20 protein-coding genes and 1 pseudogene are annotated in these 23,303 nt (G+C 68.4%); 14 read left to right on the top strand and 7 right to left on the bottom strand.

What is annotated here, in order from left to right:
* Positions 1-72: 72 nt before the first annotated feature.
* Together QFZ53_RS04245 and deoD are read right to left on the bottom strand one after the other, a co-directional pair.
* Positions 73-2,625, bottom strand: a complete 2,553-nt coding sequence (locus tag QFZ53_RS04245; protein ID WP_307293874.1) for a DEAD/DEAH box helicase — start codon at positions 2,623-2,625, stop codon at positions 73-75.
* Positions 2,626-2,710: 85 nt separating this feature from the next.
* Positions 2,711-3,424, bottom strand: coding sequence for a purine-nucleoside phosphorylase (gene deoD, locus QFZ53_RS04250; RefSeq protein WP_292910545.1), 714 nt, complete (start codon positions 3,422-3,424; stop codon positions 2,711-2,713).
* Positions 3,425-3,543: 119 nt separating this feature from the next.
* On the opposite strand from deoD, the gene putP reads away from it, so the two are divergent.
* On the top strand, positions 3,544-5,058 hold the full coding sequence (gene putP, locus QFZ53_RS04255; protein ID WP_307293877.1) for a sodium/proline symporter PutP: 1,515 nt from the start codon (positions 3,544-3,546) through the stop codon (positions 5,056-5,058).
* A gap of 10 nt (positions 5,059-5,068) precedes the next feature.
* Here the strand turns inward: putP and QFZ53_RS04260 are convergent, their stop codons facing one another.
* The gene (locus QFZ53_RS04260) at positions 5,069-5,725 is read right to left on the bottom strand and encodes a DNA alkylation repair protein (RefSeq protein WP_307293879.1); all 657 of its coding nucleotides are present in this window, start codon (positions 5,723-5,725) and stop codon (positions 5,069-5,071) included.
* A 147-nt stretch (positions 5,726-5,872) separates the two neighbouring features.
* On the opposite strand from QFZ53_RS04260, the gene QFZ53_RS04265 reads away from it, so the two are divergent.
* Both QFZ53_RS04265 and QFZ53_RS04270 read left to right on the top strand, forming a co-directional pair.
* The gene (locus tag QFZ53_RS04265; protein WP_307293881.1) at positions 5,873-7,318 is read left to right on the top strand and encodes a glycosyltransferase family 2 protein; all 1,446 of its coding nucleotides are present in this window, start codon (positions 5,873-5,875) and stop codon (positions 7,316-7,318) included.
* The gene (locus QFZ53_RS04270) at positions 7,315-7,524 is read left to right on the top strand and encodes a hypothetical protein (protein WP_307293883.1); all 210 of its coding nucleotides are present in this window, start codon (positions 7,315-7,317) and stop codon (positions 7,522-7,524) included. Before QFZ53_RS04265 ends, QFZ53_RS04270 begins: the two co-directional genes overlap by 4 nt.
* Here QFZ53_RS04270 and QFZ53_RS04275 read toward each other — a convergent pair.
* Positions 7,486-8,235: an EAL domain-containing protein gene (locus QFZ53_RS04275; RefSeq protein WP_292910535.1), complete on the bottom strand. Its 750-nt coding sequence runs from the start codon at positions 8,233-8,235 to the stop codon at positions 7,486-7,488. The two genes, QFZ53_RS04270 and QFZ53_RS04275, sit on opposite strands and share 39 nt — an antisense overlap.
* A gap of 72 nt (positions 8,236-8,307) precedes the next feature.
* On the opposite strand from QFZ53_RS04275, the gene QFZ53_RS04280 reads away from it, so the two are divergent.
* A complete protein-coding gene (locus QFZ53_RS04280; protein ID WP_307293885.1) occupies positions 8,308-9,312 on the top strand; it encodes a GGDEF domain-containing protein in 1,005 nt (334 codons plus the stop codon).
* A gap of 12 nt (positions 9,313-9,324) precedes the next feature.
* On the opposite strand, the gene QFZ53_RS04285 is transcribed toward QFZ53_RS04280, so the two are convergent.
* On the bottom strand, positions 9,325-10,359 hold the full coding sequence (locus tag QFZ53_RS04285; protein WP_307293888.1) for an FUSC family protein: 1,035 nt from the start codon (positions 10,357-10,359) through the stop codon (positions 9,325-9,327).
* Positions 10,360-10,532: 173 nt separating this feature from the next.
* On the opposite strand from QFZ53_RS04285, the gene QFZ53_RS04290 reads away from it, so the two are divergent.
* From QFZ53_RS04290 to QFZ53_RS04330, 9 genes and pseudogenes are all read left to right on the top strand, one after another.
* Complete coding sequence (locus QFZ53_RS04290) at positions 10,533-11,600, top strand: DUF998 domain-containing protein (protein WP_307293891.1); 1,068 nt, start codon at positions 10,533-10,535, stop codon at positions 11,598-11,600.
* Between the two features lie 201 nt (positions 11,601-11,801).
* On the top strand, positions 11,802-12,023 hold the full coding sequence (locus tag QFZ53_RS04295; protein ID WP_307293893.1) for a hypothetical protein: 222 nt from the start codon (positions 11,802-11,804) through the stop codon (positions 12,021-12,023).
* An 11-nt stretch (positions 12,024-12,034) separates the two neighbouring features.
* Positions 12,035-15,085, top strand: coding sequence for a helix-turn-helix transcriptional regulator (locus tag QFZ53_RS04300; protein WP_307293896.1), 3,051 nt, complete (start codon positions 12,035-12,037; stop codon positions 15,083-15,085).
* 116 nt (positions 15,086-15,201) lie between these two features.
* The gene (locus tag QFZ53_RS04305) at positions 15,202-15,405 is read left to right on the top strand and encodes a cold-shock protein (RefSeq protein WP_017831237.1); all 204 of its coding nucleotides are present in this window, start codon (positions 15,202-15,204) and stop codon (positions 15,403-15,405) included.
* A 256-nt stretch (positions 15,406-15,661) separates the two neighbouring features.
* On the top strand, positions 15,662-16,708 hold the full coding sequence (locus tag QFZ53_RS04310) for an ABC transporter substrate-binding protein (RefSeq protein ID WP_292910653.1): 1,047 nt from the start codon (positions 15,662-15,664) through the stop codon (positions 16,706-16,708).
* Between the two features lie 8 nt (positions 16,709-16,716).
* Positions 16,717-17,760, top strand: coding sequence for a FecCD family ABC transporter permease (locus QFZ53_RS04315; RefSeq protein ID WP_307293947.1), 1,044 nt, complete (start codon positions 16,717-16,719; stop codon positions 17,758-17,760).
* Between the two features lie 104 nt (positions 17,761-17,864).
* Entirely contained in the window at positions 17,865-18,911 is a 1,047-nt protein-coding gene (locus QFZ53_RS04320) for a FecCD family ABC transporter permease (RefSeq protein WP_373426316.1), read from the top strand.
* Positions 18,908-19,709: pseudogene (locus QFZ53_RS04325) on the top strand (ABC transporter ATP-binding protein). Before QFZ53_RS04320 ends, QFZ53_RS04325 begins: the two are co-directional and overlap by 4 nt.
* Positions 19,699-20,652 (top strand): siderophore-interacting protein, encoded by a 954-nt coding sequence (locus QFZ53_RS04330; RefSeq protein ID WP_307293949.1) that lies wholly within the window; start codon positions 19,699-19,701, stop codon positions 20,650-20,652. The pseudogene QFZ53_RS04325 and the gene QFZ53_RS04330 overlap by 11 nt, the downstream one beginning before the upstream one ends.
* A 79-nt stretch (positions 20,653-20,731) precedes the next feature.
* Here the strand turns inward: QFZ53_RS04330 and QFZ53_RS04335 are convergent, their stop codons facing one another.
* Positions 20,732-21,232 carry a MarR family winged helix-turn-helix transcriptional regulator gene (locus QFZ53_RS04335; RefSeq protein ID WP_307293951.1) on the bottom strand — a complete coding sequence of 167 codons (501 nt, stop codon included), beginning with the start codon at positions 21,230-21,232 and terminating at the stop codon, positions 20,732-20,734.
* Between the two features lie 116 nt (positions 21,233-21,348).
* Between QFZ53_RS04335 and QFZ53_RS04340 the strand changes: the two genes are divergently transcribed.
* Positions 21,349-22,140 carry an SDR family NAD(P)-dependent oxidoreductase gene (locus tag QFZ53_RS04340; protein WP_307293953.1) on the top strand — a complete coding sequence of 264 codons (792 nt, stop codon included), beginning with the start codon at positions 21,349-21,351 and terminating at the stop codon, positions 22,138-22,140.
* 45 nt (positions 22,141-22,185) lie between these two features.
* Here the strand turns inward: QFZ53_RS04340 and QFZ53_RS04345 are convergent, their stop codons facing one another.
* Positions 22,186-23,193 (bottom strand): LacI family DNA-binding transcriptional regulator, encoded by a 1,008-nt coding sequence (locus QFZ53_RS04345; RefSeq protein ID WP_307293955.1) that lies wholly within the window; start codon positions 23,191-23,193, stop codon positions 22,186-22,188.
* Between the last annotated feature and the right edge of the window lie 110 nt (positions 23,194-23,303).

A 23,303-nucleotide genomic window follows, 5' to 3' on the forward strand; every position in this document is an offset into this window, starting at 1 on the left:
TCACGCTAGTCCCGCCGTGTTTCGGCAGTGCTACGCGCTCGCTCGGCCCGGACCGCTACGCGAGCCGGAGGGTCACAGCTGCCCGACTCCCGTCACGGTGACGATCGCGGCACCCTCCTCATCGGATGCAGCGAGGTCGACGGTCGCCGAGATGCGCCAGTCGTGATCGCCGGCGGGGTCGTCGATGATCTGATGCACGGTCCACGCGGTGGCGCCCTGGGTGATCAGCAGCAGCTGCGAGCTGCGGGCGTCGGGACCTGTGAGGATCTCGTCGTGCTCGGCGAAGTACGCGTCGAGCGCGGCATCCCACCCCGCGGCCCCGAACGACGGATCGAGATCGGCGAGAGCATCCACGTCCTCGCGGGCGGCGAGCTGCACGCGGCGGAACAGCTCGTTGCGCACCAGGATGCGGAACGCGCGCACGTTGGACGTGAGGCGCTTGGGGGCGGGCGGGACGATCGGCTCGTCGGAACGCGCTGGGTCCCTGAGCTTGTCGAAGGGCAGGGACCCAGCTCCCGACACGAGCTCCTCCCATTCGTCGAGGAGGCTCGAGTCGACCTGACGCACGAGTTCGCCCAGCCATTCGATGAGGTCGCGCAGATCGTCGTTCTTGAGTTCTTCAGGGATCGTCTGCGAGGCGGCCCGATACGCGTCGGAGAGGTAGCGCAGCACCACGCCCTCGGAGCGGGCGATCTTGTAGTACGCGACATATTCCCCGAACGACATGGCCCGCTCGTACATGTCGCGCACGACCGACTTGGGGTGCAGTTCGAAGTCGCGGATCCAGGGCTGGGCGGCGCTGAAGGTCTCGAACGCCGCGCCGAGCAGCTCGTCGAGGGGCTTCGGATAGGTGATCTGCTCGAGCAGCTCCATGCGCTCGTCGTACTCGATGCCCTCGCGCTTCATCTCGGCCACGGCCTCGCCGCGGGCGAGGAACTCCTGCTGGCCCAGCACCGCGCGCGGATCGTCGAGGGTCGACTCGACGATCGAGACCATGTCGAGGGCGAATCCGGCCGAGTCGGGATCGAGCAGATCGAAGGCCGCCAGAGCGAACGGCGACAGCGGCTGGTTCAGCGCGAAGTTCGGCTGCAGGTCGACCGTGAGGCGGATCTCGAAGCGTTTCGTCTCGGTCGCTCCGCTCGCTCGCTCAACGACCGGAACCTGCTCCACGACCCCGGATTCGAGAAGAGTGCGGTAGATGCCGAGCGCCCGCAGGGCGAGTTCGCGCTGACGCGCACGCGGCTCGTGGTTGTCGTAGATGAGCGAGCGCATGTTGCCGAACACGTCGCCGCCGCGGGCGATCACGTTGAGCATCATCGCGCTGGTGATCTGCATGTGCGAGGTGAGGGTCTCGGGCACCGCATCGATCAGCTTGCGGAACGACGGCTCGCCCCACGACACGAAGCCGTCAGGGGCCTTCTTGCGGATCAGTTTGCGCTTCTTCTTGGGGTCGTCGCCGGCCTTCTTGATGGCCGCCGCGTTCTCGGTCTCGTGCTCTGGAGCCTGCGCGACCACGGTGCCGGCGGTGTCGTAGCCCGCGCGGCCCGCTCGCCCGGCGATCTGGTGGAACTCCCGCGCGTTGAGCTGACGCATCCGCGTGCCGTCGAACTTCGTCAGCGCCGTGAGCAGCACCGTGCGGATCGGCACGTTGATGCCGACGCCAAGCGTGTCGGTGCCGCAGATGACCCGCAGCAGCCCGCGCTGGGCGAGCTGTTCGACCAGTCGCCGGTACTTCGGCAGCATGCCCGCGTGATGCACGCCGATGCCCGCGCGCAGGAATCGCGAGAGCGTCTTGCCGAAGGCGGTGGTGAACCGGAACTCTGCGATCAGCGCCGCGATCTGATCGCGCTGCTCGCGCGTGGCGATCTTCGTGCTCGACAGCGCCTGCGCGCGCTCCATGGCGGCGGCCTGCGAGAAGTGCACGACGTAGATCGGCGCCTGGCCGGTGCGCAGCAGGTCTTCGACGGTCTCGTGGATCGGCGTGAGCTCGTAGAAGTAGTGCAGGGGCACCGGGCGTTCGACGCCCGTGACGGATGCCGTGTCCCGCCCGGTGCGCCGCGTGAGGTCGGCGGCGAGTTCGGTGACGTCGCCGAGTGTGGCCGACATGAGGATGAACTGCGCCCGCGTCAGCTCGAGCAGCGGCACCTGCCACGCCCAGCCGCGATCGGGGTCGGCGTAGAAGTGGAACTCGTCCATCACGACCTGGCCCACATCGGCATCCGCGCCCTTGCGCAGCGCCAGGTTCGCGAGGATCTCGGCGGTGCAGCAGATGATCGGAGCGTCGGCGTTCACGGACGAATCCCCCGTGATCATGCCCACGTTCGCTGCTCCGAAGATGTCGACGAGCGCGAAGAACTTCTCGCTCACGAGCGCCTTGATCGGAGCGGTGTAGTAGCTGCGGCGGCCGTCGATCATCGCGGCGAAGTGCGCGGCGACGGCCACGAGCGACTTTCCGGTGCCGGTAGGGGTCGACAGGATGAGGTTGTTGCCGGAGACGATCTCGATGACCGCTTCGTCCTGTGCCGCGTACAGGCTGATGCCCGTGGCCTCCGCCCACTCGACGAACGCCAGATAGACGGCATCCGCATCGGAGCCGTCAGGCAGGGAGGTGTGGTCGAGGAGCATCCTTCGATCATCCCTTATGCCCGGTTCCGTGCCGGCATCCGTCCTGACCTCGGCGTGAACCGCGAGAGCGGAAGGGGTGTGCAGCTCAGACCGCTGTCGCCGCCTGCAGGGCGATGCGGATCATGTCGCCGAAGGTCTGCTCGCGCTCCTGCGCGGTCGTCTCCTCGCCGGTGATGATGTGATCGGAGACGGTGCAGATGCTCAGCGCCCGTCGGCCGTAGTACGCCGCGAGTGTGTAGAGCCCGCTCGTCTCCATCTCGACGCCGAGCACCCCGTGCTGCACGAACGGCTCGGTCAGCTCGGGTCGTGTGCTGTAGAACTGGTCGCTCGAGAACAGCAGTCCCACGTGCACGGCGGACTCGAGCGGTTCGGACTCGCTCGCCTCGACCGCGGCCCGCAGTAGCGGGAAGTCGGCGACGGGGGCGTAGTCGAGTCCGTGGAACCGCACGCGGTTGATGCCCGAGTCGGTGCATGCGCCGTTGGCGATGATGATGTCGCGCACCTTCAGCTTCTCCGTCAGCGCGCCGCATGAGCCGACCCTGACGATGGTCTGCACATCGTAGGAGTCGAACAGCTCGTTCGCGTAGATCGCCATCGACGGCTGGCCCATGCCAGAGCCCTGCACCGAGACCCGGTGGCCGTTCCAGGTGCCGGTGAAGCCCAGCATCCCCCGCGTCTGCGTGTACAGCTCGGCGTCCTCGAGGAACGTCTCCGCGATCCACCGGGCCCGCAGCGGGTCACCGGGGAAGAGGACGATGGGGGCGATCTGGCCGGGCTCTGCGGCGATGTGCGTGCTCATGGCCTCAGCGTAGCCAGCGCCTGTGCACGCCGCGCCGCGCAGAGGGTTGGCGCCGGCATCCGTCTCTGACACCATCGGAGCACGGATGCGGTGACCTGCGCCGCACAGGAGGGACGACGATGTCCGATCAGATCTTCATGTACGTGGCGCTCGGCGTGTACTTCGCCGGGATGCTCCTCATCGGCTACATCGCGTTCAAGCGCACGGACGATCACGAGGACTACATGCTCGGCGGGCGCAACCTGCCGCCGTGGGTCGCGGCGATCAGCGCGGGTGCGGCCGACATGTCGGGGTGGCTGGTGATGGGCCTTCCCGGCGCCATCTACGCCGCAGGTCTCATCGAGGCGTGGATCGCGATCGGTCTCACGATCGGCGCCTACCTGAACTGGCGTCTGGTCGCGCCCCGCCTACGGGCGTACACCGAGGTCTCGCGCAACTCGATCACGATTCCGAGCTACTTCGAGAACCGTCTCCGCGACTCGACCCGCTCGCTCCGGGTGGCCTCAGGCCTCATCATCCTGGTCTTCTTCACGCTCTACATCTCCTCGGGCATGGTCGCCGCCGGTGTCTTCTTCGAGAGCTCCTTCAACGGCGACTACATGTTCGGGATGCTCCTGGTCGGCGCGATCACGCTGCTGTACACGCTGTTCGGCGGATTCCTCGGTGCGTCTCTCACGGATGTCGTCCAGGGCCTGATGATGGTCATCGCGCTCGTCGTGGTCCCGGTCGCGGCCGTGATCGCGATCGGCGGACTGGGCGAGACGAGCACGCTCATCGCCGACACCGCGGGTGCCGGACACCTCTCGCTGCTCGGGGGCACCGCCGTCACCGGCGGGACGATCCTCGCGATCGTGTCGGCGCTGGCCTGGGGGCTCGGCTACTTCGGTCAGCCGCACATCATCGTGCGCTTCATGGCGTTGCGCACCCCGCAGGAGGCGAAGAGCGCTCGCCGCATCGGCATCTCGTGGATGGTGGTGTCGATGCTGGGCGCCGTCGTGTCGGGCCTCGTCGGCATCGCGTACATGGCGCAGCGCGGCATCGAGCTCGACAATCCCGAGACGGTCGTGCTGCTGATGTCGCAGACTCTCCTGCATCCGTTCGTGGCCGGCCTCGTTCTCGCCGCTGTGCTCGCGGCGATCATGAGCACGGTCTCGAGCCAGCTCGTGGTGTGCTCGTCCGCCCTCGTCGAAGACCTCTACAAGGTGGCGCGCAAGACGCCTCCCTCGCAGAAGCGGCTCGTGCTGATGGGGCGGCTCGCGGTGCTCGTCGTCGCGATCGTGGCGATCGTCCTCGCGATCAGCCCGAACGACTCGATCCTCGGACTCGTGTCGTTCGCCTGGGCGGGCTTCGGCGCCGCGTTCGGCCCGATCATCCTGCTGAGCCTGTTCTGGCGCAAGCTCACCAACTGGGGCGCGCTCGCCGGCATGTTCGTCGGCGCTGCGACGGTGTTCATCTGGAAGGCGCTGAACACCGGGCTGTACGAACTGCTCCCCGCGTTCGTGCTCGCGTTCGTGGCGGCGATCGTGGTCAGCCTGCTCACCTACAAGCACAACGAAGAGATCCAGCAGGAGTTCACCGACACCGGAGCGATGCTCGCCGTGCCCCGGCCGCACGCGGTCGGCGACACCCCGTGAGCGCCTCGGCTCAGCCCTGGCGACGCACGATCTCGCCGATCCACGCGGGTGCGAACGGCGAGGTGCAGCCGGGCGCGGTCGGATAGTCGGCGAGCACCTGCAGGCGCTCGCCGATGTCGAGAGCCCTGGCCCTCAGGCCCGGGTGGTGGATGCCGATGGTCGCGAGCGTCTCGTTCATGGCCCACTGCTTGCGTGATGGAGAATCTTTCATGTCCCGCTCGATCTCGTCGAGAAGGGCGTCGAGGTCGAGCCCCGTGGGAGACTTCGCGACGCGCACCGACGTCAGCGACCAGCCCGCCGCAGCGACGGTGTCGTCCCGATCGCCCATCCATCCCTCGCGCAGCTCTTCGGCGAGCGGCGTCTTCTTCAGCACGTAGTTCACGAACCAGTCGTTGACCTTGGGCGGCTGCGGTTCGCGAAGCATCTCGTCGAGATCGGATGCCTCGAACTGCCGCGGAGAGCAGATCAGCAGAGCCAGCAGCCGTGCCGGTGTCTCACCGGTCGCCCACAGCTCTCGAGCCAGCTCGGGTGAGGTCTTGATCTTCTTCGCCAGCGTTCGGAGCCTGGCGAGGTTCATGCCGTGATCGTCGCCGCGCTTCTCGTTCGCCGCCCGCACCTTCGGGTCCTCGAGCGCGGCGAGCTCGGCCAGGGCTTCTTCGAGCGTCATCCGTCCAGGCTATTCGTCTCGGGTCGCATGGACGGCTTTTCTGCGCATGAATAGCCTGACCTGCGCGATTCGAACGGCCGCCCGCACGAGACGTGGGAGGGTTGCGTGTGAGGGAGGGCGCATAAGCGTCATGTGGAGGGGTTCGCAGTGAACAGGTTCTTTCAGAGGTCCGTCGGACTGGCGGTGATCTTCATCGTGCTTCTGGGCGCGGGGCTGCTGGTCTGGGGCATCGTCGTCACCGATCCGCCGGCCCTGTGGGACCCGGTGCATCTGACGCTCGCCGGCATCTGGCAGCTGATGTACAGCGCCGAGCTGCCGAACCTCGGGGTCATGGCGGCGGCTCTCGGGCTTGCGCTGCTGATGGTGCTCTTCGTGGTGATCAGCGAACGCGTAGTCGCCAGCCGCTATCGCAAGGCCGGCACCGAGGTCACCAAACTCACTCTCGCGCCGCGCACGGTGATGGAGCGCACGCGCGGCGTGTTCGCGGGCGAGGCGACCGTGACGGTCCTGATCCCGGCTCACAACGAGGAGAAGTCGATCCCCGCGACCCTCGTCTCGCTCATGCAGCAGAGCACACCGCCCGATCGCATCCTCGTCGTGGCAGACAACTGCACCGACCGCACGGTGCAGGTCGCCAAGGAACACGGCGTCGACGTCTTCCAGACGGTCGGCAACACGCACAAGAAGGGCGGCGCGCTGAACCAGGCGCTGCAGGACCTGCTGCCGACGCTCGGCGACAACGACACCGTGATGGTGATGGACGCCGACAGCCAGATCGGCGACGACTTCCTCACCGAGGCGATCCGGCGGTTCACCGAAGACCGTGCGCTGATGGCCGTGGGCGGACTGTTCGAGGGCGAAGACGGGCACGGGCTGCTCGGTCAGTTCCAGCGCAACGAGTACATCCGCTACCAGCGGGAGATCCGCCGCAGGAAGGGGCGCGTGTTCGTGCTCACCGGCACGGCATCCGTGTTCCGCGCCTCAGCCCTGCGCGCGGTCGCCGAGGCGCGCGGCAGCCAACTCCCGGGCATCAAAGGCGAGGTGTACGACACCTTCGCCCTCACCGAGGACAACGAGCTCACGATCGCGCTCAAGTCGCTCGGGGCCCTGACGATCTCACCTGTCGCGTGCACGGTCGTCACCGAGCTGATGCCGGGGTGGCGGATGCTGTGGGCTCAGCGCCTGCGCTGGCAGCGCGGCGCTCTCGAGAATCTCGGCGAGTACGGGTTGACCCCGCAGACGCTGCGGTACTGGGCGCAGCAGATCGCGATCGGCTACGGCGTGCTGGCGCTGTTCAGCTACTTCGCGCTGATCCTGCTCATGATCCTCGCGATGGACACCTGGGTGTGGTTCCCGTTCTGGCTCGGCATCGGTGTGCTGTTCGCGATCGAGCGCACCGTGACGGCGTGGAAGGGCGGCTGGCGAGCGCGCCTCGTCGCCGTGCTCATCTTCCCCGAGCTGATCTACGACTGCTTCCTGAACCTCGCATTCCTCAAGGGCGTGTTCGAGATCGCCTTCGGCCGCAGGGCCACCTGGAAGCACGTGGATCACGGCGGGGCGCCAGCCGACGCCGCGAAGGAGGTCTCCTCATGATGGTCGGAACCGGCATCCTGCTGCCCGAGGCATGGCTGCAGACCGAGTGGTTCAGCGTGCTGGCGACGTTCGTCGCGATCAACACCCTGATCTACGTCGTGCTCGGTGTGATCAAGATCATCCCGAAGTTCCGCCTGCGCCGCTCGTACAGCGGCGCGAGCAGGAGGTCAGAGACCAGGAGCATCCACCCCGATGCTCCGGTGTAGATCGGCGAGCAGCTCGCCGATCTGAGAGGCCGAGGCGGGGTAGCCGAGATGGTAGCCCTGGGCGTAGTCCGAGCCGAGCTCGCGTGCACGCTCTACCTGCTCCGCATCGGACACGCCCTCGACCAGCACGCTCGCTCCGGCGGAGCGGGCCGCGGCCAGAAGGGCGGCGAGCCGGGTCTTCGCGTCGTCGTCGTCGGCGACCTGCCAGAACAGTGCGCGATCGATCTTCACGACGTCCGGTTGGAGAACCGCGATCCGTCCCTCGTCAGCACACACAGCGCCCGCGTCGTCGACGAGAAGGCTGCCGCCGAGGCTGGTCACCCTCTCGCGGACGGCGCTCAGGTCGGCTGTCGTGGCGCCCTCGTAGATCTCCAGCCCCCACGGGCGGGTGAGATCCCGCAGCATGTCGGCCAGCTCCGGGCGCAGCATCGTCGCCCCGGAGGCGTTGAAGGTGACCGACATCCCGGCGGGAAGCTCGCTCATCGCCTCGATCGCCTGCTCGATCAGGAGAAGCTCGAGCTCTGCTCTGATGCCCATCGATCCGGCCCGGTCGAGGTGGAGGGGCGGAGGCGCCCCGTCTTCGAAGCGGGCGAGCGCCTCGAACCCCACGACGCGCCATTCTCGGAGGTTCACGATCGTCTGGAAGACGATGTTCGCGCGGGGGAACTCGGCGAGGATCCCTGCAGCGTCTGCGCGCCCGCGACTTGTCACGGTTCACCTTATACCCCGCGGCGTGAGCGCTCCGAGTAGGCTGGACGAGAGGCGCGCACCTGGGGAGGATGCATGGTCGTTCAGGACATCAGAGCATCCGACGCGGAGGATCTCCGCTGGTTGCGCTTCGGCTGGCTTCGCTCGATCAGAGAGCGCACGTCGACGTTCTCGGTCGTCACGGCGACTCTGCTGCTCTACTTCGGAGCGCTCGGGATCTTCGAGCTGTCCGAAGACGACCTGACCGTGTTCGAGCGGGCGTTGTCCGGGGGGACCACCCTCGCGTGCTTCGTGGTGTTCGCGATGGTCGCGTTCTTCGGCGTCGAACTGCGACCGTGGGTCGGGTTCGCGCTGGTCGCCGCTCACGTGCTGGTGTCGATCTACTACCTCGGGTTCTCGGATGAGAGGCAGAACGCGATCGCGGCGTTCCAGGAGCTGCCGATCATGGCCATGTACTTCTCATGGTTCTACGGGGCCAGGATCGCGCGCGTCGGCGTCCTGTTGATCCTCGTGTCGGTGGGGGCCGCGACCGGGTTCGGATCCTTCACGGGTGTCGGCGCGCTTCTCGGACCGGTCAACATGCTCGCCGCCGGACTGTTCACGTGGATGTGTCTCGAGGCGGGGATCTTCATGCGTCACCGCATCCGTCTCGAATCGCACTCCGACGAGCTGACCGGTGTGCTCAACCGCCGCGGTTTCGAGGCGAAGATCACGGCCGAGATCCGTCGCGCGGTGCGTCACGATCGCCCGCTCAGCGTCGCGGTGCTCGATCTCGACAAGTTCAAGGACGTGAACGACGAGGCCGGCCACGCCGCCGGCGACTACGTGCTGCGCGCGGTCTCGTCGCACTGGATGTCGCTGTCTCGCTCGACCGACCTCGTCGGGCGGCTGGGCGGCGACGAGTTCGCCATGCTCATGCCCGAGACGGATGCCGACGAGGCGCGCGCATTGATGATCAGGCTGCGCGAGTTCACGCCGCATCCGTGGTCGTGGGGTGTCGCCCAGGTGCGCCCGGACGACACGGCTGCGTCCGTCATCGCCCGCGCCGACGCGGCCATGTACGACGACAAGCGCCGCTGAGCGCTGTCGGGCTCAGTCTTCGTCGACGAGCTCACCGCGGATGCGCCGCAGATCCTCCATGAGCGATCCGATCAGGATCCAATGACCGGATGCCGGAGGCTTCACCACGAGCGGCGCGGTCAGGGCCGGGATCACCGAGGTGAGAGTGTCGGGTTCGGGGGCGACGTCGGCGATCTGCACCGCGAGGCGGACGTCGTGGCCGGCGCGGCGAAGCTGCTCGGCGATCGCGGTGACGGCGGGCTCCAGCCCGATCGAGTCGTCGTAGTGGTCGAAATAGGCGCGGGTCATGCCGATCGTCTGCGTGACGATCGGCGACAGCCGCTCGAGGAGCGCGCGCATCTCGCGCAGATCTTCGCGGTGCGCCGAGCGCCGAGGGTTGAGCGTGAGCGACTCCTCTCCGGCCGCGATGGATGCCGCGGCGGCATCCTTCATCGGGCGCAGCAGACGCACCTCGACCATCAGCTCCTGCAGGCGCTGCGGCGTCTGCGGTTCGGGGAGCGCGGCGGCGAGACGATCGAGGCTCGCGGCCAGTTCGGCGCCGAGCAGCCCGAGGTCGCGCCGGGCGGGGCCAGTGAGAACCGGCGGCACGATCAGCGCGTTCACGACGATGCCGATGACGACGCCGATCAGGGTCTCGACGATGCGCGCCAAGGCGTAGTCGGGTGTCGAGCCCAGCGCCAGCACCAGCATCGCCGAGATCGCGACCTGGTTGCCGGTGCCCGGGGTCGCGCGGAACACCCAGGCGATGAGCATCGCCACCACGATCGCGAGCAGCACGATCCAGCTCGGCGTGCCGAGCAGGAGTCCCAGGGACACCGCGATGACGACCCCGACGATCACGCCGATGCTGCGCTCGAGTGCCTTCGACAGAGACTGGTTCACGCTCGGCTGCACGACGAGCAGGGCTGCGATCGCCGCGAACACCGGCAGTTGACCAGGCACCACCCAGCCGGCGAGCAGCCAGGCCGCGATCGTCGCCGCAGCCGACTTCACGACCTGCAGCAGCGGAGAGCGCCTGGAGGCGCGGATCGCGGCGGGAATGCGCATGGCTCAACGGTACTCGGGCGGCGGCATCCGCCCCGGCGCGTCCCGTCCGTCGGCTCAGCTTCCGTCTGCATGCCCAGAACCCGGCTTTCGACCTGCGGACGGAATCTGAGCCTGCAGGCGGGACGGAGAGAGCGCGCTGGTCGGAGAACTCCGGGCATGCTTCGATGGGAGGCATGGACGACCGGGAGCAGCAGGCGGGGCGACTGCAGAACGAGACCGAGGCCGTCTGGGCGACGGTCGGGTCGTTCGTCCTGGGCGCCGTGACCGGCATCCTGCTGCTCATCGGCGACCCGCGGCCGCTGACGGGGCCGCAGTCGCTCGCGATCCCGGTGGCCGCCGTGGGTGGAGTGGTCGCGGCATCCGCCTTCGTCGTCAGCACCGTGCGGCATCACAGGGGCGAGACAGTGCCGATGCCCCGGTGGCAGAGCGTGATCTCGAACCTGTCGGCGATCGCTCTGACGGTCGTGTTCGCCGCGATCACCGCGATGGGAGCGCTGCTCGCCCTGCAGATCCTCGCCATCGGTCTGCAGGGGTTGCAGCTGGGAGCGGTGGGCGGCGGCGTGCTGGCGGGGGTCGTCGCCGCCGTGGGAGGGCGCTTCGCATACGGTGCAGGGATCGGCCTGCGTACGGCGGATCTCGCCGGCATCCTGTTCGGATTCCTCGCCCTCGGCACTCTGTTCGCGATGTCGACGGCCGCCGACCCCCGTTGGTGGGAGCACAACTTCTCGACACTCGGTGGAGGAGCGGGCGCGTGGGCGTTCAACGGCACGCTCGTCGTCGCCGGTCTCATCATCGCCACCGTGGGCTCGTACGTCGGCCGAGATCTGCACCGGATGCTGGGCGACGACGCTCTGCCCCGTATCGCGCCGATCGTCGTGCTCTGGGCGCTCACGGGCGCGGCGCTCGCCGCGATCGGCCTCCTGCCGCTCGAGCGGGTGCCTGTCGCGCACAACATCGTCGCCCTCGGCGCGCTCGCGCTCTTCGTGCTGGCGGCCGTCACGACGGCACGGGTGTTCCCCGGTTCGCCCCGAGCGCTGGTGATCACGACGATCGGGCTGATCGCCCTCGTCGGAGTCTCGGTCATGCTGTGCTTCGCCATCGGGCTGTTCGGGGTCACGGCGCTCGAGGTGATCGTGATCGGGCTCGGGATGCTGTGGATGCTGACGCTCGTGCGCGTGCTCGCGGTGCTCGCGCCGTCGCAATCGCGTCCCTCCGCCCGCATGAATGTCCTGCGTCTCTGATCGCTGCACCAGCGTGCGGGGTCGAGTGCACGGCCTGTCGCCGAGTGCACGACACGTCGGCACCGATCTGCCGTGCACTCGGCGAGTTCACGTGCAGTCGACGCGCAGATAGGGAGCCAGCGCGCGAGAGATAGGGAAGGTGTCGGATGCCGGCGGGCCGCCTCAGAGCGGAATGTAGGGGTACCGGAGAAGGAGAACCCCATGTACGAGCACCCGTATTACCAGTACACCCGTTTCGAGCAGGACGAGCTGGCGCGCCGAGCCGAGCTGCAGCGCTTCATCGCCGAGCACTCGGATCAGATCGTGGCCAGGCCGGAGGGTCCGATCGGACGGATGCTGCGCCGCATCGGCGCCGCGTTCGGACGCCGCAGCGGTCGTGCCGCGCAGCGGCAGACACCGTGCGAACCGGCCGTCGCCCGTTGACCCTGGCTGCCTTGCCCGCGAACGGGGTCGTTCCCGCGACCGACATCGTTCCCGCGACCGACGCCGTTCGCGGGACCGCTGTCGCGCGGTCGACGCGAGCCGCAGCATCCGTCGCCACGGGACCGACCACGCCGCAGACCCCCGATGTCGGCGCGGGGTGGCACGATGAGAGCATGCCTCCGTTCGCGCCCAGCGCTCCGATGGTCGGTCGCGACTCCGACCTCGCTCGCGCGCACGCGCTGTTCGAGCGTGCGAGCGAAGGAACGCCCACTGCGCTGCTGATCGAGGGCGAGGCGGGCATCGGCAAGTCCCGATTGCTGCGCGAGTTCGCCGACGACATCGCGAATCGCGCCGACATCCATGTCGGCTGGTGCCTCGACCTCGGCGCGGCTCGTTCGCCCTACGGTCCCCTCACCGGCATCCTGCGGTCGATCGTGCAGACCCTCGGCGACGATAGAGTCCGCGACGCCGTCGGTTCGGGTGTCGATGCGCTGGCCATGCTGCTCCCCGATCTCGCCCCTCAGGCCGATCGTGCGAGCACCAGTCCCGAGCGCCTGCGCGACGCGATCGCGAGCCTGATCGAGTGCGCCGCCGAGCGTGCTCCGCAGGTCCTCGTGGTCGAAGACCTGCACTGGGCCGACGAGTCCACGCTGGCCATCCTGTCTTTCCTGCTCCGTGCACTGGGCCGGGGGCGCATCATGCTGCTGCTGACCTCTCGATCCGACGATGTGCGCCGCGGCGACGCCGTGAGCCGCTTCATCGGCGAGGCCACTCGGGCGCGCCTGCTCGAGCGCGAGGCCCTCGAGCGGCTCGACATCGACGCCGTGCGCGAGATCGCCGAGCAGGTGACCGGGCACGCCCTCAGCCAGGGCGCGCTCGAGCGCATCTACGACCGTGCCGAAGGGGTGCCGTTCTTCGTCGAGGAGATCGCCTGCTGCTCCACGGCTCCGATCCCCGACGGGCTCCGCGATCTCCTGCTCGCCCGGTTCGATCGACTCGGCGACGACGCCCGAAGGGTCGTGCAGGTCGCGTCGGGCGCAGAGCGTCCGCTCACGCATCCGCTGCTCGAGCGGCTCGTCGGCTTCGCGGATGAGCGGCTCGACGAAGCCATGCGTGAGGCTACGCGCAGCGGCATCCTCGTCGTCATCGACGACGGCTACCGGTTCCGGCACGCGCTGCTGCGAGAGGCGGTTCACGACGACCTGCTGCCCGGCGAGCGCTCTCGCCTGCACCGCACGTACGCCGAGACCCTCGAAGCGCTGTGCGACGGCAGCGACTCCGCCGACGCGGCAGCCCTCGCCTATCACTGGCAGCTCGCACAGGACGACCGCAAGGCCCTGTCCGCGGCGGTCGACGCGATGCTCCATGCGAAGGCGCGCTTCGCGTTCGCCAGCGCCGCGCGCTTCGGAGAGCTCGCGCTCGGAGTGTGGTCGCAGGTGTCCGATCCCGAGCATGCCGCCGGCATCGCCCGACTCGATCTGCTGCTCGTCCTGGGGTCGATCCTGCGCAACGCCGGCGACGGCGAACGTGCGCTCGCCGTGGTGACGCTTGCTCTGTCCGAACTCGACCCGGCGACCGTCGACCCGCGCCTGCACGCCCGCCTGCTGCGCGACAAGGCCTACTACACGATGAACCTCGGCCGTCCAGGCGCCATCCCGCTGCTGCACGAGTCTCTGGCGATCCTCGACGAACGCGTCGACGACGACCGCCTGCGCGCCACTGTTCTCAACAACCTCGCCAGCCGATACATGATCGCCGGCGAGCTCGATCGGTCCTATGAGCTGGGCGTCGAAGCAGGTGCATTCGCCGCTCGCGCCGGTTCGGACGACGAGTCGTCCATCGCGGCCAACGTGCGTGCGGCCTCTCGCGCCCACCGGGGAGACCTCGCCGAGGGCATCCGAGAGTACGAGCAGGCGCGCGCGCTCGCCAGAGGGTCGACGGCCGATCTGCGGTATCGCGTCAACTACTCCGACCTGCTGACCCTGCTCGGCCGCTATCGCGAGGCCGTCGCGCTCGCGGAAGACGGGCTGGCGCGCTCGCGTCGATTCGGCGTCGAGCGCACCTCGGGGTCGGTGATGACTCAGAACATGGCGGTCCCACTGCTCGAACTCGGCGAGATCGAGCGCGTGGAGGAGATGCTCGCACGCGAGCTCTCGCAGAACACGCTGCGGGTGTTCCGCATGTACACGACCATGACGCGCGTGCGGCTGCTGTCGTGGCGCGGGAGGCACGAGGAGGCCGCCGAGCTCCTGCGGGAATCGCTGCCGGCATTCCGTGAGACGGGGACCGTCGAACGTCAGATCTGGTACGACATCGTCGTGATGACGGTGGCGGTGGCCGAGAGCAGCGGCGATCTCGAGGGCGCGCTCGCAGCGATCGTGCAGATGCTCGCCGACGAAGGCCCGCGGCTGCTCCACCAGCGCCGGCTGCTGCTGCAGTCGGGATGGATCATCGCCCAGCTGCGCGCGCAGGGGGTCGAGGTCGCTCAGGCGGTCGAGGCGATCCGCGCCGCATGGCGGGCCCAGCATCCGCAGCTTCAGGGCGACACTTGGGAGAGCATCCTCTTCGCACTGCTCGACCCGACCGTGCAGCGGCTCGAAGCGGCGCTGTCCGTCGCCGACGGCGACGACGTACCGGTCACGTTCCGCTCGGTCCTGCGCCTGGAACTCGCCCGCTTGCGGGTGCGGGAGGGCGACAGGGCGACGGCGGGTCGGCTGCTGGCAGAGGCCGCCGTGCACGCGGAGCGCATCGGTCACGAGCAGCTCCGTCGCGAAGTCAGCGGGTTCATGGCATCCGCCGGGCTCGGCGCGCACGAATCGTCGGATGCCGATGCGCTCACCGCCCGCGAACGCCAGGTGCTGGATCTGATCGCCGAGGGCCTCAGCAATCGGCAGATCGGCGAGCGGCTGTTCATCAGCGTGAAGACCGTGAGCGTGCACGTCTCCGCCGTGCTGCGCAAACTCGGTGTCAGCACGCGCACCGAAGCCGCCGTCGCGGCGCAGCGAACAGCTGTCGAGCGGAGTGCTCCTCGGACCGACGACGGCGTTCGTCTCGTCGGATGAGGACACCGATGTTCTCGTTGTCAGCCAGCCGTGGTACGGTGACCGAGTACGCGTGTCGAAAGTTCCGACACGGTGCAGATCGCGAAAGCGGTCATTTCAACAGAAAGTAGAAACACATGGCCACTGGCACTGTGAAATGGTTCAACGCGGAGAAGGGCTTCGGCTTCATCGCTCCTGATGACGGCTCGGACGACCTCTTCGCCCACTACTCGGCAATCGCCGGCTCCGGTTTCAAGGAGCTCCGCGAGAACCAGAAGGTCGAATTCGACGCTGAGCGTGGCCCCAAGGGCATGCAGGCGGCGAACATCCGCGCTCTCTGAGCGCGCGCTGACTTCCTGACCGGCCGGACCCTTCGGGGTCCGGCCGGTTCTGCGTTTCCGGGAGGGATGTCGCACGATCCGAATCGTGTGCGAACGCCCGGTCGGCTCGGGCGTCATCCGCCCGCGATCTCCAGAGGGTCGAGCAACAGGGTTAGGGTCACCTAAGGCCCGTGTGTTAGGTTAGGCCAGGCTTACCAAAGCCTCGGTGCAGCGTCGCGCCACGTCCCCCTGACTCAAGAACCCGAAGGGAACGCTCGTGCGTATCTCCCGTGTCCTCGCGCTCGGCGCAGCCGCAGCTCTCGCCCTCAGCCTCAGCGCCTGCGCGACCCCGTCCGCCGACAGCGATGCAGCCGGTGCGGCATCGGCCTCCGAGACCGCAGGCGTCGTGCCCGACGGCACGTTCCCCGTCACGATCGAGCACGTCTACGGCGAGACCACGATCCAGAAGCAGCCCGAGCGGGTCGCGACCGTTGCCTGGTCCAACCAGGAAGTGCCGCTCGCTCTCGGGATCGTGCCGGTCGGCATGGCGAAGGTCACCTGGGGAGACGACGACGGCGACGGAATCCTGCCCTGGGTCGAGGACAAGCTCGACGAACTCGGCGGTGACACTCCAGTGCTGTTCGATGAGACCGACGGCATCGACTTCGAGGCCGTCGCCGACACCAAGCCCGACGTGATCCTCGCCTCCTACTCCGGCCTCTCGCAGGAGGAGTACGACACGCTGTCCAAGATCGCACCGGTCGTGGCCTATCCAGATGTCAAGTGGGGAACGTCGATCGACGACATGATCGCGATGAACTCGAAGGCGATCGGCCTGTCGACGTCGGGTGAGAAGCTGATCGACGACCTGCAGGCAGAGGCGGATGCCGCGCTCGCCGCGCACAGCGTGCTGGCCGACAAGAAGCTGCTGTTCTCGTACATCGACCCGTCCGACCTCAGCCAGATCGGCTTCTACAACGCGATCGACACCCGTCCCGGTTACCTGCACGACAACCTCGGCCTGCCTTTCCCCGCGATCGTGGAGGAGAGCGCCGACAGCACCGAGTTCTACCAGGCGGTGAGCTCGGAGGAAGCCGACAAGTTCAGCGACGTCGACGTCTTCGTGGTGTACGGCGACGAGTCGGTCATCCCCGTGCTGCAGGCCGACCCGCTGCTGTCGAAGATCCCCGCGATCGCCGAGGGCCGCATCGCGACACTGGGCGAAGCCACCCCGCTCGCGGCCTCCGCCAACCCTTCGCCGCTGTCGATCGGCTGGGGCCTCGACGACTACCTGGCTGCGCTGGCCGCTCCGCTCGCCGGCTGAACCGGGCAGTGACCGCTGCGACAGCATTCGCACCGGGCGCCGCACGTCTGCGGCGCCCGGTCGCGGTGCGCACCCTCTGGCTTCTCGCAGGGGTCGGCCTGATCGCCCTGCTGAGCATCCTCTCGGTGTCCTTCGGCGTGCGCGCCGTGTCGCTCGCCGACATCGTCTCGGCGCTCTCCGGGCATGACGACACGATCGCGCAGGCGGCGATCATCAAGCGCGTCCCCCGCACGGTGCTCGCGATCCTCGTCGGCTCGGCGCTCGCTCTCGCCGGTGCGACCATGCAGGCGGTCACCCGCAACCCCATCGCCGACCCCGGAATCCTCGGTGTCTCCAGCGGCGCCGCTCTCGCGGTGGCCGCCGGCATCGCCTTCCTGGGCCTCACCGACGCCTACGGGCAGATGGCGCTCGCCATCGGCGGCGCCGCGCTCGCCGCCACCTTCGTCTACACGGTCGGCTCTCTCGGACGCGGGGGTGCGACTCCGCTGAAGCTGGCGCTCGCGGGGGCGGCGACCTCCGCCGCCTTCGCCTCTCTCATCAGCGCGATCATGCTGCCTCGAGTCGATCTGCTGCAGTCGTTCCAGTCGTGGCAGGTCGGCGGGGTGGGTGGCGCGGAATGGCCGCGCATCGCCGTCACCGCACCGGTGCTCGCGATCGGCGCGCTCATCTGCTTCGCGAGCTCTCGCGGCATGAACTCCCTCGCCCTCGGCGACGACATGGCCGCCGGCCTCGGCGAGCACGTGTTCCGCACCCGGCTCGTCTCCGCGTTGGGAGCGGTCATCCTGGCGGGCGCCGCGACCGCCGTCGCCGGACCGATCGGGTTCGTCGGACTCGTCATCCCGCACGTATGCCGGATGCTGATCGGAACCGATCACCGCTGGCTGCTGCCCTTCTCGGCTCTCGCAGGCGCCGCGCTGCTGCTGGCGAGCGACATCGTGGGCCGGACCATCGCGCCGTCCTCCGAGGAGATCCAGGTCGGCATCGTGACCGCGGTGATCGGCGCTCCGTTCTTCATCTGGATCGTGCGTCGGCAGAAGGTGCGCGAGCTGTGACCCTTCGATCCCCGCGCACCACTCCAGGCATCGCTCCGCGCTACCCGGAGCCTCCGGGGCGCGTGGGCCCGACTCAGGGACCCAGGGCTCGAGAGGCCCAGGGCATCGGCGGCGTCCGTGACCGTGACCGCGTCGCGGCCATCATCGCCGGTCGCAGGGCACGGCAGCGCCGTCACGCGATCGCCTCGATCATGCTCGGCGTCGTGCTGGTGATCCTCTTCCTCGGCGCGCTCATGTTCGGCAACACCTTCTACGCACCCGACGAGGTGTTCCGCGTGATCGCGGGCCAGACCGTTCCCGGGGCCTCCTTCACCGTCGGCGAGCTGCGACTGCCGCGAGCCGTGCTCGCCGTGCTCGCAGGCCTCGCGTTCGGCATCGCGGGTGTCTGCTTCCAGACGCTGCTGCGCAACCCGCTGGCCTCGCCTGACATCATCGGGATCTCCGACGGCGCGGGCGCCGCGGCCGTGATCGGCATCGTCGTGCTGTCGCTGAACGGCCCCGTCGTCTCTGCGCTCGCCCTGGTCGGCGCCCTGGTGACGGCCGCCCTCATCTACATCCTCTCGAGCAAGAACGGTTTCGCCGGCACGCGTCTGATCCTGATCGGCATCGGGATCGCGGCGATGCTGCAGAGCGTGATCTCCTACGTGCTCTCCCGCGCCGCGAACTGGGACATCCAGACGGCGATGCAGTGGCTCACCGGAAGCCTCAACAACGCGTCATGGGAGCGGGTGATCCCTCTCGCGATCGCGGCCGGGGTCGTCGTGCCCGTGATGCTGCTGCAGGGGCGAGGGCTCGGAGCCATGCAGCTCGGCGACGACTCGGCATCCGGTCTCGGGGTGCGGGTGAACCTCACCCGCATCCTGTTCATCCTGGGCGCCGTCGCGCTGCTCGCCTTCGCGACCGCCGCGACCGGACCGATCGCGTTCGTCGCCTTCATGGCGGGGCCCATCGCCGCCCGCCTCACCGGCCCCGGCGCGAACCTGCTGCTGCCGAGCGCCCTCGTCGGCGCGGTGCTCGTGCTCGGGGGCGACCTGATCGGCCAGTTCGCGTTCGGCGAGCGCTACCCGGTCGGCGTCATCACCGGCGTGCTCGGCGCTCCGTATCTCATCTACCTGCTCATCCGCACCAATCGCTCGGGAGGCTCTCTGTGACCGAGGCGCATACTCTGACGGCCGAGGCCGTCACTCTCGCCTACGGCGACGCGTACGGTCATCGACGGGCTCGACCTGAAGATCGCGCCCGGCCGCATCACGACGATCGTGGGTGCGAACGGGTGCGGCAAGTCGACGCTGCTGAGGTCGCTGGCTCGACTGCTGTCGCCGACCGCCGGTCAGATCGTGCTCGACGGCAAGTCGGTGCATGCGCGTCCGAGCAAGGAGGTCGCGCGCGTGCTCGGCCTGCTGCCGCAGTCGCCGGTCGCCCCGGAGGGCATCGCGGTCGCCGATCTGGTGGGCCGGGGGCGGCATCCGCACCAGAAGATGCTCTCGCGCTGGACGGCGCACGACTACGAGGTGGTCGCCGACGCACTCGCCGCGACCGGCACGACGGATCTGGCCGATCGCAGCGTCGACGAGCTCTCGGGAGGGCAGCGTCAGCGCGTCTGGATCGCGATGGCCCTGGCGCAGGAGACCGACATCCTGCTGCTCGACGAACCGACCACGTTCCTCGACGTCGCACACCAGGTCGAGGTCCTCGATCTTCTCACCGACCTCAGCGTCGCCCGCGGCACCACGATCGTGATGGTGCTGCACGATCTGAACCTGGCCGCGCGCTATGCCGACGAGATCGTCGCGATGAAGAACGGCCGGGTGCACGCCGCCGGCGCCCCGAGCGACGTCGTCACCGCAGAACTGGTCGAGGAGGTCTTCGGCCTCGCCAACCACGTCACCACAGACCCGGTCTCAGGAAAGCCGCTGGTCACACCTATCGGGAGGCACCATGTCCGCTGAGACCACCACCAAGGCCCGCCCGACCTACGTGCTCGCGCTCACCGAGGTCCGGGCCGTCGAGAGGCTGTCGCCGAACTTCGTCCGCGTCACTTTCGGCGGAGAAGACCTCGACGAGTTCGGCACTGTCGGCGACGTCTTCGATGCCCGCATCAAGATCGTCTTCCCGCCCGAGCCCTACGCGATCCCCGCGATCGACCGGGAGTCCGACGACTGGTGGGGCTCGTATCTCGCGGTGCCCGAGGAGGAGCGCGGATCGATGCGCACCTACTCGGTGCGCGAGCTCAGAACGGCGGATGCCGGCACCGAACTGGTCGTCGACTTCGTGCTGCACCTGCAGCCGGGCCTCACCGGACCCGCGTCGCTGTGGGCGAGCACCGCGCAGGTCGGCCAGCCCGTGTTCATCGTGGGACCTCGCCGAGGAGTCCCCGCCGCTGAGCACGGAGGCGCCGAGTACGCACCGGGCGCGGCCCGATCGGTGCTGCTCGCAGGAGACGAGACGGCGGCTCCGGCCATCGCCCGCATCCTCGAAGATGCTCCGCGTGACCTGCGCGGCACCGCGTTCATCGAGGTGCCGACAGCATCCGACGTCCTCGACATCGAGGCGCCCGCCGGGGTCGAGGTGACCTGGCTGCCGCGCCTCGCCGATGCCCCGCACGGCTCCGCCCTCATCCCGGCCGTGCTCGCCTACCTCGGTGACGTCGATGCGGCGATCGAGGTGCGCGATCTCGAGGGCGAGGATCTGCTCTGGGAGACTCCCGACTACTCGGGACTCGGCGAGGAGATCGCGCCCGCATCGGCGTCGGTGGAGCGGTACTTCTGGATCGCGGGGGAGAGCGGCGTCGTGACGACTCTGCGTCGGCACCTCGTGAAGGATCTCGGCATCGACCGCGCGCAGGTCGCGTTCATGGGGTACTGGCGCCGCGGCGTCGCCATGCGCGGCTGATCGCTCTGCGGTCGGGCGGGGGCTCTCACCTCGTGCCCGCATCGGCAGCAGGAGCTCCGTCAGCCGGCTCCCTTGACGATCAGTCCGTGGGCTGCGTCGCGGGTGCCCATCCCTCGTCCGCGCTGATCCTCGCTGAGATCCTCCGGCTGATGGTGGAGAGCTGGCGCGCCTGGGCGGTCGTCACGCTGCTGAAGACCAACTGGCGCACGAGTGCATGGTGTGCGGGCGTCGATTCCACGATCTTGTCGTGTCCGGCCGGAGTGAGCTCGCCCAAGGTGAATCGACCGTCGGTCGGATCGGTCCTCCGCTGCACCCATCCTTTCGCCTCGAGCCGGGAGACGGCACGCGACAGCCTGGAGAGAGTGCAGCTGGCATAGCCCGCGAGGATGCTGAGACGCAGGGAGCGATGCGGGGCAGAGTCGAGCGCGAACATGATGCCGTGCTCGAAATGGGTGAGTCCACTGTCGCGCTGCAATTGGGCGTCCAGCGCGGTCGGGAGCCGTTCGAGCAGCGTCGCCACCGAAGCCCACGTCTCCAGCTCGTCGGGGCTCAGAGGCTCGTCGATCGCGGACTCGGGCATGCCACCACTCTACCTCACGTCGCACGAACTTGACTTGCTCAGGAAAGTTGAATCTCGTAGTGTGACTTGCCTAAGCAAGTGAAACTGCGCTGAACAGGCGCCGGCGAGGAGTAGTAGTGGATCTGCAGTTGCAGGACAAGAGGGCGTTCATCAGCGGCTCGACTCAGGGAATCGGATACGCCATCGCGGCAGCGCTCGCCGCGGAGGGGGCGGCGGTGACGCTCAACGGGCGTGATGCGCGACGAGTCGAGGGTGCCGTCGAGCGCCTGCGATCGGAGTGCCCCGACGCTCGCGTATCGGGGTGCGCCGCCGACTTCTCGAAGGCAGCCGACGTCGAGGTCCTCGCGGAGGCGATCGGAGACATCGACATCCTCGTGAACAATGTCGGCCTCTTCGGTCTCGCCGAATTCGAATCGATCACGGATGACGACTGGGCGCGATACTTCGAGGTCAACGTGATGAGCGGTGTCCGCCTGTCCCGCGCGGTACTGACCGCGATGCGGGAGCGCGGCTGGGGCCGCATCGTCTTCATCAGCAGCGAGTCCGGCGTCAACGTGCCGGCAGACATGATCCACTACGGCATGACGAAGGCGGCGATGCTCGCGGTCGGCAACGGCTTGGCGAAGCTCACGCGGGGCACGGCGGTCACTGTCAACACTGTGCTCGGCGGGCCCACGTACTCGGACGGAGTGGCGGCTTCGATCGCCGCAGTCGCCGAATCTCAGTCCCTGCCTGCGGAGGCGATGAAGCAGGCCATCATCGGTCAGAACCAGACCACGTTGCTTGAGCGATTCATCGATCCGACCGAGATCGCCCACCTCGTCACGTACCTGGCGAGTCCGCTCTCCTCGGCGACGAACGGCGCTGCACTGCGCGCAGACGGGGGAGTGCTCACCGCGATCCTGTGAGTGCCGTGGGTGGCGGCGCCAGGTTCTCGGCGTGCACAGCGAGCGCTATGCGCTGTCGCGCACCACCAACTCGGTATCGAGGATGACCGAGCGAGGGGCGGCGCCGGCGATGACCTCGAGCAGCACCTCGACCATCTGCGCGCTGATCTGCTCCCAGGGCTGACGCATCGTCGTGATCGGCGGTTCGTGGGTCGCGGCGAGACCGGAGTCGTCGAAGCCGGCAACGGCGATGTCATCGGGCACGCGCAGTCCTGCGCGCCGCACGGCGGCGATCGCGCCGGCCGCCATCCGGTCGTTCGCGGCGAAGACCGCGTCGACGTCGTGACCCAGCATCCGCGTCATGGCCGCCTGGCCCGATTCGAAGGAGTAATCCCCGACTTCGACCAGTGACGGGTCGAACGATGAACCGAGCGCCTCGCGGAACCCGATCAGGCGGTATCGACCGCCCGGGGTGTCGTCGGGTCCGGTGATCATCCCGATTCGTTCGTGCCCCTGATCACGGAGATAGGCGGCGATCGAGCGCGCCGAGACGATCTCGTCGACGGAGATCGTCGACACCTCGCCTTCGTGCCCGAGCGGGATGCCGCAGCTCACGGTGGGGATTCCGGCATCGATCAACTGAGTGAGCAGAGGGTCCGCCTCGTGCGAGGAGATCAGCATCACTCCGTCGACGTGGCCTGCACTGAGGAAGTGCGTGACGCTCTCGCGTTCGGCCGGCGTGCTGGCGACGAGCAGCACGAGCGTCATCGACCGCTGGGCCAGCACGGCGGCGGCACCGCGCAGCAGCAGAGCGAACGTCGGGTCGTCGAAGAGGAGCTGGTGCGGCTCGGTGAGCAGGAAGGCAAGGGAGCCCGCCCGCCCGGTCGCGAGGCTGCGCGCGTGGTGGTTCGCGGTGTAGCCGCTGGCGGCGATCGCGTCCTCCACCGCCTTGCGGGCGTCAGGGGAGACCCAGTGCCCGCCGTTGATCACTCGCGAGACCGTGCTGCGGGATACGCCCGAGAGCGCGGCGATCTGGCGGATCGTCGGCTTGCGCTTCGCGGTGGCATCACTCATCGGAGCGACTCTACTCGACAGCGTCCGCTCAATGCATCAATAGCTGGGACCGGTCTCAGTTCGGTAACGGAGATTGCGTGGCCAGGAGTCTCTGAGGTAGAACTGAGACC

The sequence above is a fragment of the Microbacterium natoriense genome (assembly GCF_030816295.1).
Taxonomy (GTDB): domain Bacteria; phylum Actinomycetota; class Actinomycetes; order Actinomycetales; family Microbacteriaceae; genus Microbacterium; species Microbacterium natoriense_A.

Excerpts from the sequence above, each read along its gene's own strand:
- QFZ53_RS04245 (WP_307293874.1), bottom strand. The coding sequence starts at position 2,625 with ATGCTCCTCGACCACACCTCCCTGCCTGACGGCTCCGATGCGGATGCC.
- deoD (WP_292910545.1), bottom strand. The coding sequence starts at position 3,424 with ATGAGCACGCACATCGCCGCAGAGCCCGGCCAGATCGCCCCCATCGTC.
- putP (WP_307293877.1), top strand. The coding sequence starts at position 3,544 with ATGTCCGATCAGATCTTCATGTACGTGGCGCTCGGCGTGTACTTCGCC.
- QFZ53_RS04260 (WP_307293879.1), bottom strand. The coding sequence starts at position 5,725 with ATGACGCTCGAAGAAGCCCTGGCCGAGCTCGCCGCGCTCGAGGACCCG.
- QFZ53_RS04270 (WP_307293883.1), top strand. The coding sequence starts at position 7,315 with ATGATGGTCGGAACCGGCATCCTGCTGCCCGAGGCATGGCTGCAGACC.
- QFZ53_RS04280 (WP_307293885.1), top strand. The coding sequence starts at position 8,308 with ATGGTCGTTCAGGACATCAGAGCATCCGACGCGGAGGATCTCCGCTGG.
- QFZ53_RS04285 (WP_307293888.1), bottom strand. The coding sequence starts at position 10,359 with ATGCGCATTCCCGCCGCGATCCGCGCCTCCAGGCGCTCTCCGCTGCTG.
- QFZ53_RS04290 (WP_307293891.1), top strand. The coding sequence starts at position 10,533 with ATGGACGACCGGGAGCAGCAGGCGGGGCGACTGCAGAACGAGACCGAG.
- QFZ53_RS04295 (WP_307293893.1), top strand. The coding sequence starts at position 11,802 with ATGTACGAGCACCCGTATTACCAGTACACCCGTTTCGAGCAGGACGAG.
- QFZ53_RS04305 (WP_017831237.1), top strand. The coding sequence starts at position 15,202 with ATGGCCACTGGCACTGTGAAATGGTTCAACGCGGAGAAGGGCTTCGGC.
- QFZ53_RS04330 (WP_307293949.1), top strand. The coding sequence starts at position 19,699 with ATGTCCGCTGAGACCACCACCAAGGCCCGCCCGACCTACGTGCTCGCG.
- QFZ53_RS04335 (WP_307293951.1), bottom strand. The coding sequence starts at position 21,232 with ATGCCCGAGTCCGCGATCGACGAGCCTCTGAGCCCCGACGAGCTGGAG.
- QFZ53_RS04345 (WP_307293955.1), bottom strand. The coding sequence starts at position 23,193 with ATGAGTGATGCCACCGCGAAGCGCAAGCCGACGATCCGCCAGATCGCC.